Origin of the sequence: Achromobacter spanius (assembly GCF_003994415.1) — a bacterium.
Lineage (GTDB): Bacteria > Pseudomonadota > Gammaproteobacteria > Burkholderiales > Burkholderiaceae_B > Achromobacter > Achromobacter spanius_C.
This window is the reverse complement of sequence record NZ_CP034689.1, coordinates 6,478,759-6,496,226: the sequence shown is the minus strand read 5'-3', so window position 1 is coordinate 6,496,226 and position 17,468 is coordinate 6,478,759. Positions and strand designations below refer to the sequence as shown.

The following is a 17,468-nucleotide window of genomic DNA, read 5'->3' as shown; positions in this document are numbered from 1 at the left end:
GTCAGTTTCCGTGCGTTATATCGAAAAAACGCTTCCGGATGTCGGGCAGCGACTGTTTGAGTTGAGCCACAATCGCCGCCGCAGCATTGCCGGAGCCATACAGCGACTCGGTGGTGCGCAGGGTTTCCTGGAAGACTGGTGATAACGCTTGTCGGATGGCGGCGACGATATCGCCCCGGCTTTCGGGCACGTCAATCACGGAGGCCGCCTTAAGGCGGCCATTTTGCCGATCACCGATGTTTACCGTCGGCCTGCGCAGGGCGGGGGCTTCGGTCAATCCGCTTGAGGAATTGCCAAGTACAAGATCCGCCAGCCGCATCAGGTTCAAGTAGCGTTTTTGTCCCAGGGACACGAATGCCTTGGCGCGTTCAGCGTGCCTGGCAACGAAGTCGTCGATGCACTGGATCAACGCGCGGCCACCGGTATCAGCATTCGGATAAGTGAAGATCAGCGTGGCCTGGGGAAATTCCTCCAGCGCCCCCAGCAGTTCCTGCATGGGACCCACGGGGGATTTGCCGGACAGCGTCACCGGATGGTAGGTAATGAGGAATAACGGCGACCTCAGGGGGAACTCGAGCGATTCGGCCAGCTCTGGAGGCGACATCCACGTCTGCTGCGACAAATAGTCCAGCCCAGGCGCCCCCACATTGAAGACGCGTTCGGGTGCTTCACCGAGCTGTACCACACGTTTGCGATACGGTTCGGCAGCCACGAAATGCCATTGCGCCATTTTGGTGATCGCATGCCGAATCGCCTCGTCGAAGGCGCCTTCGGAGATTTCCCCGCCATGTATATGGGCCAGCGGAATCCGAGCCAACAGAGCGGCCTGCGCTGCGGCCAAGATCTCGAAACGGTCTCCAAGTACGAGCACGATGTCCGGCGCCAACCGCTCGTACGCATCGGCAAAGCCAATCACGCCAAGGCCGAGCGATTTCGTGACCGCGACTTCCGTATCGGCCGAGATCAGCATGTCGACTCTCGCATCCACGGTGAAACCGTCCGCTTCGATTTGCCGGACGGTTTGCCCGAATTCGGGCGACAGGTGCATGCCGGTGGCGATGATCTGCAATGCCAGAGCGGGATCAGCGTCAATCGCCCGCAGGGTGCTGCTGAGCAGACCGTACTCGGCCCGCGAGCCGGTGACAACGCAGACGGTGCGTGCGTGCGTCATGCGCGCTTTCCGGAGAGCTTGGGGCTGCTGGGAATATTGATCAGGCTGGCTTCGAGCGCCAGCGCAACCGGCAGTTCGGCACGTGGGCATTCGGTGTACATGGGCAGCTTGTGCAGAAGCGTCCAGGCGGGGCGGCACTGGAAACCGGCTTCATTCGAAACGTCCAGCAAGCGATTGCGGGCTTCGATATCCGGCGTTCTCAAGCGCACTACGTTCAGCCAGTAGTTACTGTGGCAATCCGCCTGCTCGGAGACGAATGCGATGTCAGGTGTGGCTTCGAAGCTTTGACGATAGTTGTCTGCCAGGACACGTTTGCGCTGCAAGAATTCGGGCAGCAATTCCAGTTGGGCGCAGCCCAACGCGGCGTTCAAGTTGGGGAGGCGGTAGTTGTAGGCGACCTCGTCATGGAAGAATTCCCAGCGATGCGGACGTTTGGCGGTCGTGGTCAGGTACTTGGCGCGCCGTGCCAGTTCGGAATCATTGGTAATGATGGCGCCGCCGCCGCCCGTGGTGATCACCTTGTTGCCATTGAAGCTCAGGATGCCCAGGTCGCCAAAGGTGCCCGTATGACGGCCCTTGTAGGTCGTCCCGAGCGATTCGGCCGCGTCTTCCACGATGGGCACGCCGAAGCGGCGTGCCACGGCCATCAGCCGGTCCAGATCGACGGCGAAGCCGAAAGCGTGCATCGGCACAATCGCTGCGATGCGGCGGCCCGTCAGCCGATTGAGCAGGCCGCCGGGTGTGTGTTCGCCGATGCGTTCAAAATGCGCCTCCAGTAGCTCGGGATCAAGCCCGAGACTGTCCATGTTGCTGTCGACGAAATGCGGGATGGCCTGGCAGTGCGAGACCGAATTGGCGGTGCCGACGAAAGACAGCGCCGGGATGATCACTTCGTCGCCTGGTTTGACGCCAGCCAGGTTCAAGGCGATTTGCAGCGCGGCCGTGCCGTTGACAATGGCTACGGCGTGCTTGGCGCCTGTGACCTCCGCCAAGCGGCGTTCGAATTCATCAACGTATTTGCCGACCGAAGACACCCAGCCGGTATCGATGCACTCTTTGACGTACGACCACTCATTGCCGCGGAATTCGGGCTCGTGCAACGCAACAAGCGATTCGGGCTTGCCGAGAACCTGGTGCAGGCCGGCAAGCAGTTGCTGTTCAAGCGAATAGTGTTTTTCGGACATGGCGTGCTGCTTAGATGTTGTAGCGGTCAGCTTTGTATGCAGCCAGGTTGGCCGGGTTTCGGAACCATTCGGCGGTTTCTTCCAGGCCGCGCTTGAAGCCGTCGCGGCCGCCATAGGATGGTTCCCAGTTGAACAGCGCCTTGGCCTTGGCGTTGGCGGCCCAGAGTCGCTCCACCTCGGAGTTCTCGGGGCGCAGGCGCGCTTCGTCGGTGACGATTTCGATTTCCTTGCCCATGACTTCGGCGATCAGCTTCGCGGTATCACCGATGGAGATTTCGAAATTGCTGCCGAAGTTGACCACCTCGCCCAGGCCACCAGTGCCTTCCAGTGCGGCGATAAAGCCGGAAACCGTATCTTTAACGAAGTTGAAATCGCGGGTCGGCGATACCGCGCCCAGTTTGATCTGGCGTTGCCCGTTGGCAATCTGCGTAATGATCGTCGGAATCACGGCGCGGGCGGACTGGCGCGGACCGTAAGTATTGAACGGCCGGGCGATCACGACCGGCAGGTCGAACGAGGCATGGAACGAGTAGGCCAGTTGGTCCGCGCCGATCTTTGAGGCCGAATAGGGCGATTGTCCTTGTAGAGGATGTTCTTCAGTAATAGGAACGAAACGTGCCGTGCCATACACTTCACTGGTCGATGTGTGGATGACCCGTTTAATACCGAGTTCGCGTGCGGCCTGCAGCACGTTCAGCGTGCCCTTGACGTTGGTATCGACGTACGTGTCCGGCGAATGGTAAGAAAATGGAATGGCAATCAAGGCCGCCAGATGCAATACCGCGTCACAGCCTTGCATCGCTGCCTTAACGCCGTGGGGATCGCGGATATCGCCTGAAAAAACGTCGAGTTTCTCGCGAATGTGTTTCGGACTCTGGTCCAGCCAACCCCAGGAATTGAATGAGTTATACAGCGTGAAAGCACGGACGTCGTAGCCCCGAGCGATTAGGGTTTCAGTAAGATGAGAGCCGATAAAACCGTCCGCGCCCGTGACGAGTACTTTCAAGATAACTCCCTGATGTCTTTATTTCAGACTGACAAATGATTAATGGATTCCGCGGGTTGAAACCAGCCAGAACCCGAACGAAGTTTCTCGTTAAACGTATCGTTAATAATTCTCATTAATACGATGCGGATTTCGAGAGACCAATAGAATCAAGCTATTTATAGAAAATTCTCATAGCCTGGGGCTCGAGCGGCAACCACGCTATGCGAAATTTCTACCGGATTTTCACTGGCATTAGTTTACCGGCTTTGCCACCGCCGGGCACTGATGAAGGTGCTGAGTTCTGTTGCCAGTAGAGTCAAAACATCGCTTGACAGGCGATTTTCGCACTAACTGCGCGTGGTTCACGCTGTCAGTGTTGCGCCGGCGAATATTCGCTGACGATTTGGCGCAAAAGCTGAAGAATCCGAGCGTGGTCGCACGCCGTCAACGCGGCGTCCAGGGCGGTCAGTTGCGTCATGAGCTCGGTATGGGAAAAACACGACTCGGTTGCCTTCATGATGCGGGGATGTGGCGTTTCCTGAACGTTGTCGCCGATAAGTAGCTCTTCGTAGAGCTTCTCGCCAGGGCGCAGACCGGTAATGCGGATTTCGATGTCCCCGTCGGGTTGTTCTGGACTCTTTACCGTGAGGCCATAGAGACGGATCATCCGCTCGGCCAGTTCCTGGATGCGTACAGGAGCGCCCATATCCAACACCATCACCGTGCCTGATCCCCCCATGGCGCCCGCTTGCAGCACCAATTGGGCCGCCTCAGGAATCGTCATGAAATAGCGGGTGATGTCGGGATGGGTCAGAGTGATGGGCCCGCCGGCTAGGATCTGCTTGCGGAATAGGGGCACCACGCTGCCCGAGCTGCCCAGCACATTGCCGAACCGGACCATCGAAAAGCGCGTGGCGTCCTGAATCTGCGCCTGGGCCTGCAGGACCAGTTCTGCCATGCGTTTGGAGGCACCCATGACATTGGTCGGTCGTACGGCCTTGTCGGTGGAAATCAGCACGAAATCCTTTACTCCTGCTGCAATCGCAGCCTGGGTAAGCATCAATGTGCCGAAAGTGTTGGTGCGCAATCCTTCGGAGATATTAGTTTCGACGATCGGAACATGTTTGTATGCGGCAGCATGGTAGATGGTTTCCACCGAATGGCGCCGCATTAAGTCCAGGCAGTATTCCCTGTCACGTACTGAGCCCAGCGTTGCGATTATTTCGCATTCCTCTTTTTTGACCAGGCGAGAAATATCCTGCTCGATGTTATATAGCGCCGCTTCAGAAACTTCGAAAAGAATCAGTTTACGTGGCTGCAGCGCCACAATCTGGCGGCACAGTTCCGAACCTATGGAGCCGCCAGCTCCCGTGACCATAACGATACGGTCAGTGACGCATCGCCCCAGCAATTGTCCGATGGGCGCCACGGGGTCGCGGCCGAGTAGATCCTCCACCTGGACGTCGCGCAGACGTACGCCGTTGGATGGTTCGATCAGTTCCTTCATGCTGGGGACGAGGCGGATGCGTAGATGGTAGGGTTCGGCCATCTCCACAATGGAGCGGATCCGCGGCCGCGAGGCCGACGGCATCGCGATCAGCAACTGCCTTGCGTTATGTTTGGTGACGAGGCGTTCCAACTGCGACGGTGCGTGTACCCGAAGACCTGCCACCATCAGCCGGTGCTTTTTGGGATTGTCGTCCAGCATTGCGACTGGATAGTAATGTGGTCCCGCCCGCAATGTGACCGCGAGTTGCGACCCCGCGCCACCCGCGCCGTAGATCAGCACGGGCTCACGTTCCGCGGTGACGCGGGCGTCATTCGGGAAAAGCGCTCGGCGCGCGGCATAGCGGGTGGCCAGCAAGCCAGCCAGTGCTAGCGAGGCGTATATGACGAGTACACCGCGCGACAGGCCCGAGGAAATGTGCAAGAAGGTATTGGCCGCCGTGACGACCATCACCGATACAAGTACGCCGCCGACTATCGACAGAATCACGCGCTCGCTCATGTAGCGCAGGATGTAGTAGTAGACGCCCAGCGCCGCCATTGCCACTATGCCCCCGCCACAGGCAACGACCGACAGCAGCAGATATTGTGGCGTGAGGAAGAACAATTCGAAGCGCAACCACAATGCCAGGTGGAACGCGGCCAACAGGATGGCGGCGTCAACTGCCACGGACAGCAATTGTTTCGCGGGCCGCGGCAGATTCACGAAAATCCGCCTGAACGCGTAGGGAAGCACCATGTTATGTCGTGTTGCTGAAAAGAGGTCGGCTCCGCCTTTGGCGATCAGGCGTGGTTGTCCAGGTCATCCGGACGCTTGGGAAGAGTGGCCAGTACTACGCCCAGAAGGAACCAAAAGGGCTGGAAATATACCAGTGAACTCGGCGCGATGCCGGCCGCGCACACCACGATCAGCGCCAGACGGCCAAAGCGGTCGGCGCGCCATAACAGCCAGCCGATGAAAAAGATCCAAGGCAAGCCGAAGAAAAAGAACATTTCCAGCCAAAAGAAATGCGGCGACGCCCAAGCGCGGTTGTCGAGCGGCCAGGTCACATTCAGTTGCCCCACACCCAGGCCGGTGAACCATTTCCACCAGGACATGTGCTGCGCCGTCTCGTACATCTCATACAGGATCTTGCTGCGGATGGCGGACGACACGTCACCGCCATGGGCTACGACATCCGTTGTAGTGGGCGTTGCCGCGGGTGGCATCGGCGGCGCGGCCATGGACTCAGCCGATGCCGTGGCGCCTGTGGCGGGCGGGGAGGGGATGATGGGCGCGACCGGCGCGGCGGCTGCTGGCCCGGCGGGCACACCCGGTACTGCCGCAGCGGAGGGGGCCGGGGTTGGCGTAGCCGGAAGCGGCGGCGCGTGCGGTACCGGCGGCGGCCAATCGGCCGAGCCGACTCCAGGAGGCGGGCGCACGCACTGCGCGGCGATCATGCCCAGAGGAACGGCGTCCGCCGGCACGTTGGTGCATTGATGGAAGGGCGGTTCCTGGACCAGAGAGGGCAGTGCCCCGATATAGAAGGTGCCGCCGTGCAGCGCCATGCCAGCCGCGCTGGCCGCCACCCAGGCGAGCACGAAGCGCAGCCGCGGTATGACGTTTTTCAGCCCCATTAGCAAGTAGCCCAATCCCAGAATGGCCAGCGCCAGCACATCGGCGCGTCGATTAAGGCCGAGGGCGTAAACCCAGGCCGCGGCAAACAGGAACCAGGGCAGGCGGCGCCGGCTCAGCATCCAGATCACGCACGCAAATACCAGCGCCGTCGCCATGTCGTTGATGTTGTACCAGACGCCACCGGTAATGGGCAGACTGTCCCGGAACAGGGTGGAGTTGGTCCATGTATCGAAAATCGGGAAGAGGGCGGTCACGAACCAGTAGATCGCTAATGGTACAAACCAGCGTTCGAAAGCTATGCCCCGCCGAACCATGGTCTCCGCGAGCACCATATAGAGTGCGCCGATGGTGAAGAAAAGAGCGTAATTGAGGTAGCGACCCGAATCGACCATCCAGAGGGATGACGCCAGGATCAAGCCGCCTCCTACGGCAACCACCATGCGTGAGCGGGTCTGCGCCAGCGTGCGCCGCCACTCGGGATTGATCGCGAACAGCACCACGATCAGCCCGGCTCCCCAGTGGAACGGGCGCAGCGGCTCGAGCAGGTGTATGGACGAGCCGGCGAAGGCCAGCAGGAAGGAAAATGTGGCGATGGTGGCAGGATGCCGGAAAACGCGTATGGGCTCAGTGTCAGGCGAAGCCATAGCTGATTCCGAGGAAAAGCACCGGGGCGATCAGCCCGATTGCGATCAGCCGGCCCGTCAGCATCGCCTGGACGGCGTGGTAGACATCGGCGGTGGCATGGTCGTCGACAATGCGCGCCACCCTCGGCTCCAGGATGAAGGTCAGCAGCACCGTGGCGGCGCCATTGATGATGCCGGATAGTTGTGAAATGGTGCTCCGGTAATCGTGGAAAACCAGTGCGAAGAAGTACGAAAGCAGTACGCCCAGGCTGTAGCAGAGGAACACCGCAGCGGCCAGCACAACGATCTTGCGCAGTTTCAGATTGGATGGAACGTCCAGTTGCGCGCGGATCTGCGCGGCGCTCAGGAGGGGCTGGCCAGCGCGGCGTAGCACGAAATTGGCAAGTAGGCGAATCCATGCATAACGCATGGAACGCGCCGCCAAGGACAGCAGGGAGGCGCAGATCAGCGCGCCTAGGCACATCTTGATGTACAGCGATATAGGCACCTGCCGGTCCACCATGAATCCCAGCAGGGGTAGGAGTGCTAGATAAAAGAAGCGGGTAACGGTGGTGGTGGCGTTCTGGATGGCATAGCCGGTCACGGGTTTGCCGGCGACGCGACCCGCCACGCGGGCGTAATAACTGAGATATTCCAGCAAGTGGATGCTGGCGTAGCTAGCAATGACCAGATAGGGAAGGAAGGTCATGGCGTGCCTGCGTCGGTATTGCGGTATTGCCGCAACGTGTTTTGATAGGCGCCGAGCATGCTGTCGAGACTGGCCTGCCAAGAATAGTGCATTTGGACATGTGCGCGGCCGGCCTCGCCTAACTGCCGGCGCAGCGCCGGATCCGCCACCAGTTGCCGGAGCCGCGTCGCGGCGGCGCCGGCATCCAGCCGGGGTACGACATAGCCCGTCACGCCGTCGACCACGATCTCGGCGGGGCCATCGGCATCCGAGACCAGCACCGGGATGCTACAGGCGCATGCTTCGAGAATCGCCACGCCAAAGCTGTCCATCCGGCTCAACGCCACGTAGACGTCCAGATCCCGCAGGGCGGCTGGGACGTCACTGTGGGCGATATGACCGAGGAATTGGGTGCGATCGGCGATGCCGAGTTCGGTGGCCATGGCCTGCAGTGCCTGCGCCTGGGAGCCAGAACCGTAAATCTTGAGGAGCAGCCGGCTAGCGGCCGCAGAGGCATCGGCTTCGAGGGTGGAGAGGAGTTGAGCGAACGCTTGCAGCAGGATATCGATGCCGTACGTGGTTTCCAGGCCCTTCACCGTGCCGATGACGATGGGGCCGGCGTTGTCGGGCCGGGGCGTCGGCGCTGGCGAAAAGCACTCGGTATCGATTCCGAACGGGGTGATATGCACGGGCCGGTCGGTGAATTGACGCACCTGCCGGGCCATTGCCTGCCCGGTGACCGCTACCGCGGTGGCCCGGTCCAGATTGCCGCGCAAGACACGGCGATGCAGGCCGCTCTTGTACGGAAAGGCGTAGATATCGCTACCCCAGGCGGACAGCAGCGAGGGCGTGAAACCGGCCAGCCGAGCAAGGGTGCCGTAGCCCGTGGCATAGTGGGTATTCAGCAGATCGGGGCCAATCTCGCGCAGCGTGCGACGCAACGCAGGAGCCGCCAGCAGATAGCCCTGCGGCGGACCCCAGGGCAGACGGTGCAACGACACGCGCGGATTGTAGGCGTCATCCTGGCTGGTGAGCGACAGAACGTGCGTGTCCACGCCTCGGTTCGCCAGGCCATTGGCCCACCGAATCGTGTGGATGCTGTGCGCGGGTCCCAGGAGCGCGATTTTCATGTTGCGTATGCTCGAGGTATTGGCTCAATGGAAGATTGCGGCAGCGGTCTTGAGGAGAATTCCAAGATCACCCGTGAAGCTGCGGGTTCGCACGTATTGCTGTTGCAGTTTGAGTTTTTCCGGCAGGATGACTTCCAGGTAGGCACGCTCGGGATCTGTCGACTGGGCGAGGATTTTGCTTTCGTTGCGGAAGTGGATCGAGGCCAAGTCAGTGATGCCTGGCCTGACCGACAGGATCTCATCGCGCGTCTCGACTGGATACATCGCGACATAGCGCGGGACTTCCGGCCGGGGCCCGACCAGGCTCATGTCGCCTCTGAGTACGTCGATCAGTTGCACCAGTTCATCGAGTTTCCATTGGCGGATCAGCTTCCCTACGCGGGTGATGCGGTCGTCGGCGCCAACGGTGATCTGGCGGTCGATGCCGGATTGCCGTACCTGCATGCTGCGCAGCTTGTGGATCTGGAACGGAACACCACGGCGTCCCACGCGTTCCTGCCGGAAGAAGACCGGGCCGGGGCTGTCCAGCTTGATCGCGATGGCGAGCACGGCCAGGAAGGGCAGCAGCACCAGCAGGCCCAACGCCGAACAGCAGATATCGAAAAGACGCTTTAGCATCCAGCGTCCTAGAACAATAGGGCTTTCACCGATTCAATAACGCGCGCCACATCGGCGTCGGTCATCTTCGAGTAGATCGGCAGGCTGACCATGGAGTTGAACGCCGCTTGCGATTGCGGGTACATCTCGGGGGTCAGGTCGTAGCGGTCGCGCCAGTAGGGTTGCAGGTGCAACGGCACGTAGTGGACGCTGCAGCCAATGCCTATTTCGGCCATCTTGGCGATGAACTGGTCGCGATGGGCTGGATTCTGGTCGTGCAGGCGCACGACATACAGGTGCCAGGCATGCAGGTCGGTAGCGGCATGCGGCATGTCCGCATTGCCCGGACGCGGGGGCAATGTCAGCGGCAAATCAGCGAACGCCGTGTTGTAGGCGTCGGCGATATTCGCGCGCCGGGCCTGCATCTCGTGCAGCCTGCGCAGTTGCACCCGTCCCATGGCCGCGGCGGTGTCCGGCAAGTTGTACTTGAAGCCGGGCGCAACGATTTCGTAGTACCAACTGGGCTGGTTGGACGTGTAGCGATCAAAGGCGTCGCGGTCGATACCGTGCAAGCGCATGACGCGACAGCGCTTGGCCAGTGCCGGGTCGCGCGTGATCACCATGCCACCTTCGCCAGTGGCCAGCGTTTTGGTGGCGTAGAAACTGTAGACGGTCAGGTCACTGGCCAGCGTGCCGATCTTGTCGCCTTGCCAAGTGGTGGGCAGAGCATGCGCGGCGTCTTCGATGACGCGAAGATTATGCTTGCGCGCGATTGCCAGGATGCTGTCCATGTCACAGGACAGGCCGCCGTAGTGGACCGGAATGATCGCCCGGGTTTTGGGCGTGATCGCGCGCTCGATGGCCGCGGGCGAAATGCACAACGTTTCGGGGTCGATATCGACCAACACGGGCTCGGCGCCCAGATAGCGCGCGACCTCGGCCGTCGCGGTGAAGGTATGTGACGGCGTGATGACTTCATGCCCTTCGCCGACACCGATGGCTTCCAGAGCGAGATGCAGGCCCGCTGTTGCGGAGTTGACGGCCACTGCTTCCACGTCGCCACCGAGATAGCGCGCGAATTCGATTTCGAATTCACGCGCGTTCGGGCCGGTGGTCAACCAGCCGGATTGCATGGCTTTGGTGACGGCTTCGATTTCTTCGTCCCCGATATCGGGCAGGGCGAAAGGGATAAATGGATTCATGGCTGGCCAGACACAATACTGCGATGTGATGCCGGCGCGTATTCACGAACGCAAGCCAGCTTATTGATTTTTGATGAGTCACGCATCTGTCTTGGGAACAGGGGCGAAAAACCAAGGAATTTTCTCATGTGCATCTCAGCCCAGGGGCAGATAGTACGCGGTTTAGGAATTCAGACCTCTTTCTGCTGACGCGGCGCGGGCCCCAGCGCTTGCAAGAATCTGGCAGCCAGGGTTGGGTAGGCGTGGTGCGATTGGACGAAGCCACGGCCATTTTCGCCCAGCTGGCGTCGTTGATCCGCAGTCATGCCTGCGAGCCTGCCAAGCGCGTTGGCGATTCCGTCCACGTCTTCGGCCGGGACACTGATACCGCAGCCTGCGTCCTGCACGATATCGTAAGGTGAGCTGGTGGAGTGGACCACCGGCAATCCCGCCATCATGTAATCGAACAACTTGTTGGGACTCATCCCCTGGGCGTACAGCGGACTGTCACGCCAGCCAATGTACGCCATGTCTCCCAGGGCCAGCAGGGACGGCACTGCCGTCTTGGGGATGGGATCCAGGAATTGCACATTGGCCAATCCCAGCTGGCGCGCTTTGCGTTGCAGTCTATCCTTTTCGGCCCCATTTCCCACTAGTACCAGTCCTATATTTTGCGCACTAGGGCGGCCGGCCGCTTCAATAAAGGGATCCAGCGCGTTTGAGACCGCATGTCCGCCCGCGTAGATGCAAAGAGTTTCAAATTTCTCGCGGAACTGTGCAATTTGCGTGCGGATTGCATCGGGTACTGGCGTGGGAGCAGCGCCTGGGTCAATGCCATTGGGGATGTAGACGAACTTGTCGCCGCGCAAGCCATGGTCGCGCATATGGGCTTCGGTGCCCGGCAGTAACGAGACCGCTTTATCTGCATGGGCGTAGGCGTAGTTCTCGGCGCATTGCATCGAGAAAATCATTGGATGCCATTTCGAGAAGCCGCCGAGCATCTGCGGGGTCAGCGGCCAGACATCGTGCAATTCGTACACGAGCTTGGCGCCGGCACGCCGGGCGATATGGCGAGCGGGCCAGATGTCGTAGGGATAGGTCGAAGAGGCGATCACGACGTCCGGCCGCTCGGCCGCCAAGGCCTTGGCGTGTCGGTAGAGCAAGCCGGTGAACTGCAGCATGTTCAGCAAGCGAGCCGCGCCATTGCCCCGATAGGGACGTGTGCGCAGCCAGAGATAGTCCACGCCGTCGAGGGTCTCGGCATGCGTTGGACCGTTGAACTCCGGGCTACGCTGTCTGATATGGGACACGCTGCTTGCCACGATCGTGACACGGTGACCTTGCGCGATCCATTCCCGAGCCAGGTAGTAGGGCCGGAATTCCATGCCATGGCGCGGCGACCCGGCATAGTGATTGATCAGGAGAATATTCATTGGGTGGCGTGTGGCGCCGCCGCTCCGCTGTTTCCTGCCATAGGGCAAACCGGGGAGTACGAAGGCGCCATGGTGTCAGCGAGCGGCCTGCATGACCGTTTGGACGATATGGTTCTGCGTCTCCGCGTCCAGGTCGGGATGCATGGGCAGGCTGAGCACTTGGCTCGCCAGCATTTCAGAGACCGGGGTGGACCCATCCGCGTACCGGCTGTAAGCCGGCTGTGTGTGGATCGGACGCGGATAGTGGATGGCGGTAGGGATGTCCGCCGCCTTCAGCGCGGCAATGATGCCATCGCGATCCTGCACCATGATCGTGAACTGGGCCCAGACGCTGTCGCGGTCGGGCCGGACGGTGACGGTCCGCACGTTGGGCACATCAGCGAACAGGGCCTGATAGCGCGCGCCGATCCGGATCCGTTGTTCCACTTCCCAGCCAAAGCGCTCCAGCTTGGCGAGCACGACAGCGCACTGCAGGGTATCCATGCGGCCGCCCACCCCGACCCGGGTATGGTAGTAGCGGGCTGATTGCCCGTGGACGCGAATCTCCCGGCATGCCTGCGCCAGCGCGTCGTCATTGGTGAAAATCGCGCCGCCGTCGCCATAGCAGCCTAGCGGCTTGCTGGGAAAGAAGCTGGTGCAGCCAATCGTCGACAGGTTGCCGCTTTTCCTGCCCTTGTACGTGGCGCCGAAGCTCTGGGCGGCGTCCTCGATTACGGCAATGCCGTGCCGGGCCGCGATGGCGTTGACTTCGTCCATGTCACCGCATTGCCCATAAAGGGACACCGGGATGATCGCCTTGGTGCGCGAGCTGATCCTGGCTTCGATATCGGCGACCTTGATATTGCAAGTGTCGGGTTCGACGTCGACAAAAATGGGGGTGGCGCCCAGCAGCACGATGACTTCGGCCGTGGCGACGAAGGTGAACGAAGTGGTGATCACCTCATCGCCTGCCCCGATGCCCAGCGCCATCAGCGACATCAGCAGGGCTTCCGTGCCGGAGGCGACGGTGACGCAGTGTTTGGCACCCGTATAGGCCTGCAACGCGGCCTCAAGCTCCTTGACCTCCGGACCCATGATGTACTGACCGTGGTCCAGCACCTGCTGGATGCGGGTGTTGATGGGATCACGCAGGACTTGATATTGCTTCTTGAGATCGATGAATTGCATGGGGCTCACGCTAGTTCGCAAACGCCGTTGTTCAACACGTACCGCTCACCGGTCGCGGGACAGATGGCCTGGGCGTTTCCGCTGAGGGGCAGGTCCAATTGTTCGCCGTAACGGCTCATCCAGCCGATCTGGCGGGCGGGCACGCCAACCACCAGAGCGAAATCCGGAATCGATTTGTTCACCACCGCGCCGGCGCCCACGAAGGCGTGGCGACCAACCGTCACACCGCACACGATGGTGCAATTGGCGCCCAGCGTCGCCCCCTGGCGGACCAGCGTATCGCGGTATTCGTTCTTGCGTTCGATGGCCGCGCGGGGGTTGTAGACATTGGTGAACACCATGCTCGGCCCGCAGAAGACATCGTCCTCCAGGGTGACGTTGTCATAGACCGACACGTTGTTCTGAATCTTGACGCGGTCACCGATACGGACCTGATTGCCGACGTAGACATTCTGGCCCAGCGAGCAACCGGCGCCGATCACGGCGCCGGCGCTGACATGGACCCAATGCCAGATTCGCGTTCCGGCCCCGACGCGGGCGCCCGCGTCGACGATAGCGGTGGGGTGGATGCTCATGAAGTTCAGTCCAGTGGCAGGGGGACACGAATACCGTCGCGGGCTGAACGGTAGATGGCCGTCAATAGAGCCAGCGACTGGAGACCTTCGCGACCGTCGGTCTCAGGCTCGCATTCTCCGCACAACGTTTTGATGACGTTGTCGTAATAGAGAGGATGGCCGAAGCCGTAGACCGAAGTGGTTTCATAGTTGGCTTCGCGGATCTTGGCGTCGTCGGCCTGCTCGTCGGCGAATTTCCACTCGTCGATCCGATTGACCGCCACGCCGCCCACGCGCACCGTGCCCTTTTCGCCCAGGATGGTGATGGAACCTTCCAGGTTTTGCGGATAGGTCAGCATGGTGACATTGATGGAGCCCATGGCGCCGTGGCGCCAGCGCACTGCCGCGACACCAGTATCTTCCGCCTCGATACGGCGGGCAAGCGTGGCGGTATAGGCGTAGACACTTTCCACCGGACCGATCAACCAATCCAGCAGATCGACATAATGGCTGGCTTGGTTCATGAAGGCGCCGCCGTCCCATTCCCATTTTCCGCGCCAGCGAGCCGCATCATAATACTCTTGCGGGCGGGTCCAGAATACGTTGACCGTCACCATGAAAATGCGACCGAAACGGCCACTATCGATCGCTTTCTTGACCAACTGCAGCGTCGCGTTGCGGCGATTCTGCTTGACGATGAACAAACGCACCCCGGCTTCATCGCATGCCTTGACCATGCGCTTGCCGTCTTCCCAGCGGGTTGCCATGGGTTTTTCGCTCACCACGTGGCGCCCGGCTTGCGCGGCTTCCACCGCCTGCCATGGATGCAGTCCGGAGGGGGTGGCCAGCACCACCGCGTCGGCATTGCCCTGCTGCAGCAGTTCCGTCAGCGAGGCAAAGCCCCTGGCGCCTGTCGCCTGTACTGCATTGCGCAACGATTCAGGATTCGTGTCGCAGACCTCAACCAGTTCTGCGCGGTCGGAATGCTGGGCAAGGGCGGCAATGTGATTCTTGGAGATGCGCCCGCAGCCGACCAGGGCAAAACGGATCTTTCGATCACTAATCGGAGGAAGATTCATTGTGATGAGTTTGTTGTAAATTGCCGGGATTCTTCGAATGTGCGCCCCGGCACAGTCGGGAATGATACCGTGAACGTCCCTGGCGCCTGCCGGGGTTGCGTTGGGAAACCTCTAGACTAAGACTTGATGCCAACTCGCATTCTCATTGTCCGCACGTCGTCACTCGGCGATCTGGTGCATATGCTGCCCGCCATTTCCGACATCGCCCGCCATGTGCCGGACGCCGAAATCGACTGGATCGCCGAAGAGGCTTTCGCCGAAATTCCCATGTGGCATCCAGCGGTCAATGAGGTCATCAAGGTGGCCCACCGCCGCTGGCGCAAGGCTTGGTGGTCGGCGCAAGTGAGAGCCGAACGCAGGGCGTTGCGCGAGCGCTTGCGGTCCAAGCAGTACGACATTGTGCTGGATATGCAGGCCCTGCTGAAGTCCGCGTGGCTGGTGCGGCAGGCGCGCGGCGTGCGTCACGGGCTGGACTGGCGTTCGGCGCGCGAGCCTCTCGCATCACTGTTCTATGACGTACGGCATCGGGTGGAATTCTGGCAACCGGCCGTCATTCGCCAGCGCAAGCTCGCGGCGTTGACATTTGGTTACCAGCACGGCGGCTTGCCCGATTTCGGCCTGCAGACGTTTTTGCGCCAGGCGGCGCAGGGCCGGGAGGGCGGTGCCGACCCGGTTCACGAAGTCTCCAGCGCCGGCTTGGATGCCAAGGAACTACCGCGCCTGCATCACCTGGATACCGACCGCGGCTATGCCGTGATCATGCCCTCGGCCAGCCGCGACGACAAACTTTGGCCCGAGGACGATTGGCGCGCGGTGTTCCGTCGCCTGCGCGATGCCGGTTGTGCGCTCAAGTTGCTGGCGGGCAACGACCAGGAAGCTGAACGCGCCAGCCTGCTGGTGGCAGGCATGGACGGGGCGGAAGTGATGCCCCGCATGGACTTGACGGACGTGGCGCGCCTGCTGGCCGGCTCGCGCCTGATGGTCGGTCTGGACAGCGGCCTGACGCACCTGTCCGCCGCCTTGGGCCGGCCGACCATCGGCATTTACCGTGCCTCCACACCGGTTCGCACCCCGCTGGTCGGGTCCAACTACACCGCCAGCCTGGGTGACCGGGGCGCTTCGCCGTCGCGCGAAGCGGTGATGGCTTCGGTTGAACAGGCGCTGGCCGCGCAGTGACATGAACCGCTGCGTCTACACGCTGGCACTGCGGGCGCTCGCTCCGCTGCTCTGGTTGTGGATGGCCCGGCGCGCCAAACGCGCTGGCGGCCAATGGCAGGTGTTTTCCCGCGAGCGTTTCGGCCATGCGATTGGGCCGGCGGTAGCCCCCCACGATTTCAGTTGGACGGCGCCGGTGTGGATGCACGCCGTCAGCCTGGGCGAGACCCGTGCCGCGCAACCGTTGGTGCAGGCCTTGCTGGACCGTGGTCTGCCGGTGCTGTTGACGCACATGACCGCGACCGGCCGCGCCGAAGGCCAGCGGCTGTTTGCCGATGCCCTTTCCCGGGGCCAGTTGCGGCAAGCCTGGCTTCCTTATGACTTTCCCGGGGCGACCCGGCGCTTCATGCGCGGCTACCGGCCTCGCTGTGGCCTGCTGATTGAACGCGAGATCTGGCCCAACCTGCTGGCGGCCGCGCGGCAAGCAGGGGTGCCGATGGCGCTGGTCAGCGCGCGGTACTCGGCATCGTCGCTGCGCCAGGCGACTCGGATGGGCAGCGTGATGCGCGAAGCCTTGGGCAGCCTGGATCTCGTGCTGGCGCAGACGGCTGAAGATGCCGCTCGACTGGAGCAGGCGGGCGCTCCTGCACCCATCGTGACGGGCAACCTGAAATTCGACTTGGTGCTGCCGGCGGCGCAGGTCCAGGCCGGCCGGGAATGGCGCGCGCGTATCGGCCGCCAGGTCATCGCCATCGCAAGCACCCGCGAAGGCGAGGACGCGCCTTTCATCGACGCCATCAAGCGTGTCGGCAAGGGTTCTAGCCATCCCGCCAGTGGCTCCGCCAACAACGCCGCAGGCATCCCCATCGACGCGCCGCTGTTTCTGCTGATCCCGCGCCACCCGCAACGCTTTGACGACGCTGCGCGCCTGCTGAGCGAGGCGGGCGTGTCGTATGTCCGGCGCAGCGCTGGCGGCGATCCGGCGCCAGAAACCCGGGTGCTGCTTGGCGATAGCCTGGGTGAAATGGCCTTCTATTACGCCGCCTCGGACGTGGCCGTTGTGGCGGGCAGCTTTGCGCCGCTGGGCGGTCAGAACCTGATCGAGGCGTGTGCAGCGGGTGTGCCGGTCATCGTGGGACCGCACACGTTCAATTTTCAGCAGGCGGCGGAAGATGCCATTGCAGCCGGAGCGGTGATGCGCAAGGCTGACCCTGCTCAGGCTGTCGATGCGGCGTTGGCCATGCTGAAGGATGACGCACAGCGCCAAGACGCGAGCCATGCCGCTCGTGCCTGGTTTGAGCTGCATGCGGGGGCAACGTGGCGGACCATGGATGCGCTGGCGCCCTGGCTGGGGTAAGCATCAAGCAGCATTACGCCGCCAGGGCGATAAAACG

General features: G+C 61.6%; 15 protein-coding genes. 2 read left to right on the top strand and 13 right to left on the bottom strand.

What is annotated here, in order from left to right:
- Position 1: 1 nt before the first annotated feature.
- From neuC to ELS24_RS29745, 13 genes are all read right to left on the bottom strand, one after another.
- Positions 2-1,171, bottom strand: coding sequence for a UDP-N-acetylglucosamine 2-epimerase (gene neuC, locus ELS24_RS29805; RefSeq protein WP_127186131.1), 1,170 nt, complete (start codon positions 1,169-1,171; stop codon positions 2-4).
- Complete coding sequence (locus tag ELS24_RS29800; protein WP_127186130.1) at positions 1,168-2,355, bottom strand: LegC family aminotransferase; 1,188 nt, start codon at positions 2,353-2,355, stop codon at positions 1,168-1,170. The genes neuC and ELS24_RS29800 overlap by 4 nt, the downstream gene beginning before the upstream one ends.
- Before the next feature lie 10 nt (positions 2,356-2,365).
- Positions 2,366-3,361: an NAD-dependent 4,6-dehydratase LegB gene (locus ELS24_RS29795; protein ID WP_205736945.1), complete on the bottom strand. Its 996-nt coding sequence runs from the start codon at positions 3,359-3,361 to the stop codon at positions 2,366-2,368.
- Positions 3,362-3,713: 352 nt separating this feature from the next.
- Positions 3,714-5,588 carry a polysaccharide biosynthesis protein gene (locus ELS24_RS29790; protein ID WP_127186128.1) on the bottom strand — a complete coding sequence of 625 codons (1,875 nt, stop codon included), beginning with the start codon at positions 5,586-5,588 and terminating at the stop codon, positions 3,714-3,716.
- Positions 5,589-5,632: 44 nt separating this feature from the next.
- Positions 5,633-7,111, bottom strand: a complete 1,479-nt coding sequence (locus ELS24_RS29785; protein ID WP_127186127.1) for a hypothetical protein — start codon at positions 7,109-7,111, stop codon at positions 5,633-5,635.
- Positions 7,098-7,799, bottom strand: coding sequence for a lipid II flippase family protein (locus ELS24_RS29780; RefSeq protein WP_127186126.1), 702 nt, complete (start codon positions 7,797-7,799; stop codon positions 7,098-7,100). Before ELS24_RS29780 ends, ELS24_RS29785 begins: the two co-directional genes overlap by 14 nt.
- Complete coding sequence (locus ELS24_RS29775; RefSeq protein WP_127186125.1) at positions 7,796-8,908, bottom strand: glycosyltransferase; 1,113 nt, start codon at positions 8,906-8,908, stop codon at positions 7,796-7,798. The genes ELS24_RS29780 and ELS24_RS29775 overlap by 4 nt, the downstream gene beginning before the upstream one ends.
- 24 nt (positions 8,909-8,932) lie before the next feature.
- Positions 8,933-9,526, bottom strand: coding sequence for a sugar transferase (locus ELS24_RS29770; RefSeq protein ID WP_127186124.1), 594 nt, complete (start codon positions 9,524-9,526; stop codon positions 8,933-8,935).
- Between the two features lie 8 nt (positions 9,527-9,534).
- Entirely contained in the window at positions 9,535-10,707 is a 1,173-nt protein-coding gene (locus ELS24_RS29765; RefSeq protein WP_127186123.1) for a DegT/DnrJ/EryC1/StrS family aminotransferase, read from the bottom strand.
- A gap of 170 nt (positions 10,708-10,877) precedes the next feature.
- Positions 10,878-12,119, bottom strand: coding sequence for a glycosyltransferase family 4 protein (locus ELS24_RS29760; protein WP_127186122.1), 1,242 nt, complete (start codon positions 12,117-12,119; stop codon positions 10,878-10,880).
- A gap of 75 nt (positions 12,120-12,194) precedes the next feature.
- Complete coding sequence (locus ELS24_RS29755; RefSeq protein ID WP_127186121.1) at positions 12,195-13,286, bottom strand: DegT/DnrJ/EryC1/StrS family aminotransferase; 1,092 nt, start codon at positions 13,284-13,286, stop codon at positions 12,195-12,197.
- Positions 13,287-13,291: 5 nt separating this feature from the next.
- Positions 13,292-13,861 (bottom strand): acyltransferase, encoded by a 570-nt coding sequence (locus ELS24_RS29750; protein WP_127186120.1) that lies wholly within the window; start codon positions 13,859-13,861, stop codon positions 13,292-13,294.
- Positions 13,862-13,866: 5 nt separating this feature from the next.
- Entirely contained in the window at positions 13,867-14,919 is a 1,053-nt protein-coding gene (locus ELS24_RS29745; protein WP_127186119.1) for a Gfo/Idh/MocA family protein, read from the bottom strand.
- Between the two features lie 126 nt (positions 14,920-15,045).
- On the opposite strand from ELS24_RS29745, the gene waaC reads away from it, so the two are divergent.
- Both waaC and ELS24_RS29735 read left to right on the top strand, forming a co-directional pair.
- Entirely contained in the window at positions 15,046-16,095 is a 1,050-nt protein-coding gene (gene waaC, locus ELS24_RS29740; protein ID WP_127186118.1) for a lipopolysaccharide heptosyltransferase I, read from the top strand.
- Between the two features lies 1 nt (position 16,096).
- A complete protein-coding gene (locus tag ELS24_RS29735) occupies positions 16,097-17,431 on the top strand; it encodes a 3-deoxy-D-manno-octulosonic acid transferase (protein ID WP_127186117.1) in 1,335 nt (444 codons plus the stop codon).
- The last annotated feature ends 37 nt before the right edge of the window (positions 17,432-17,468 follow it).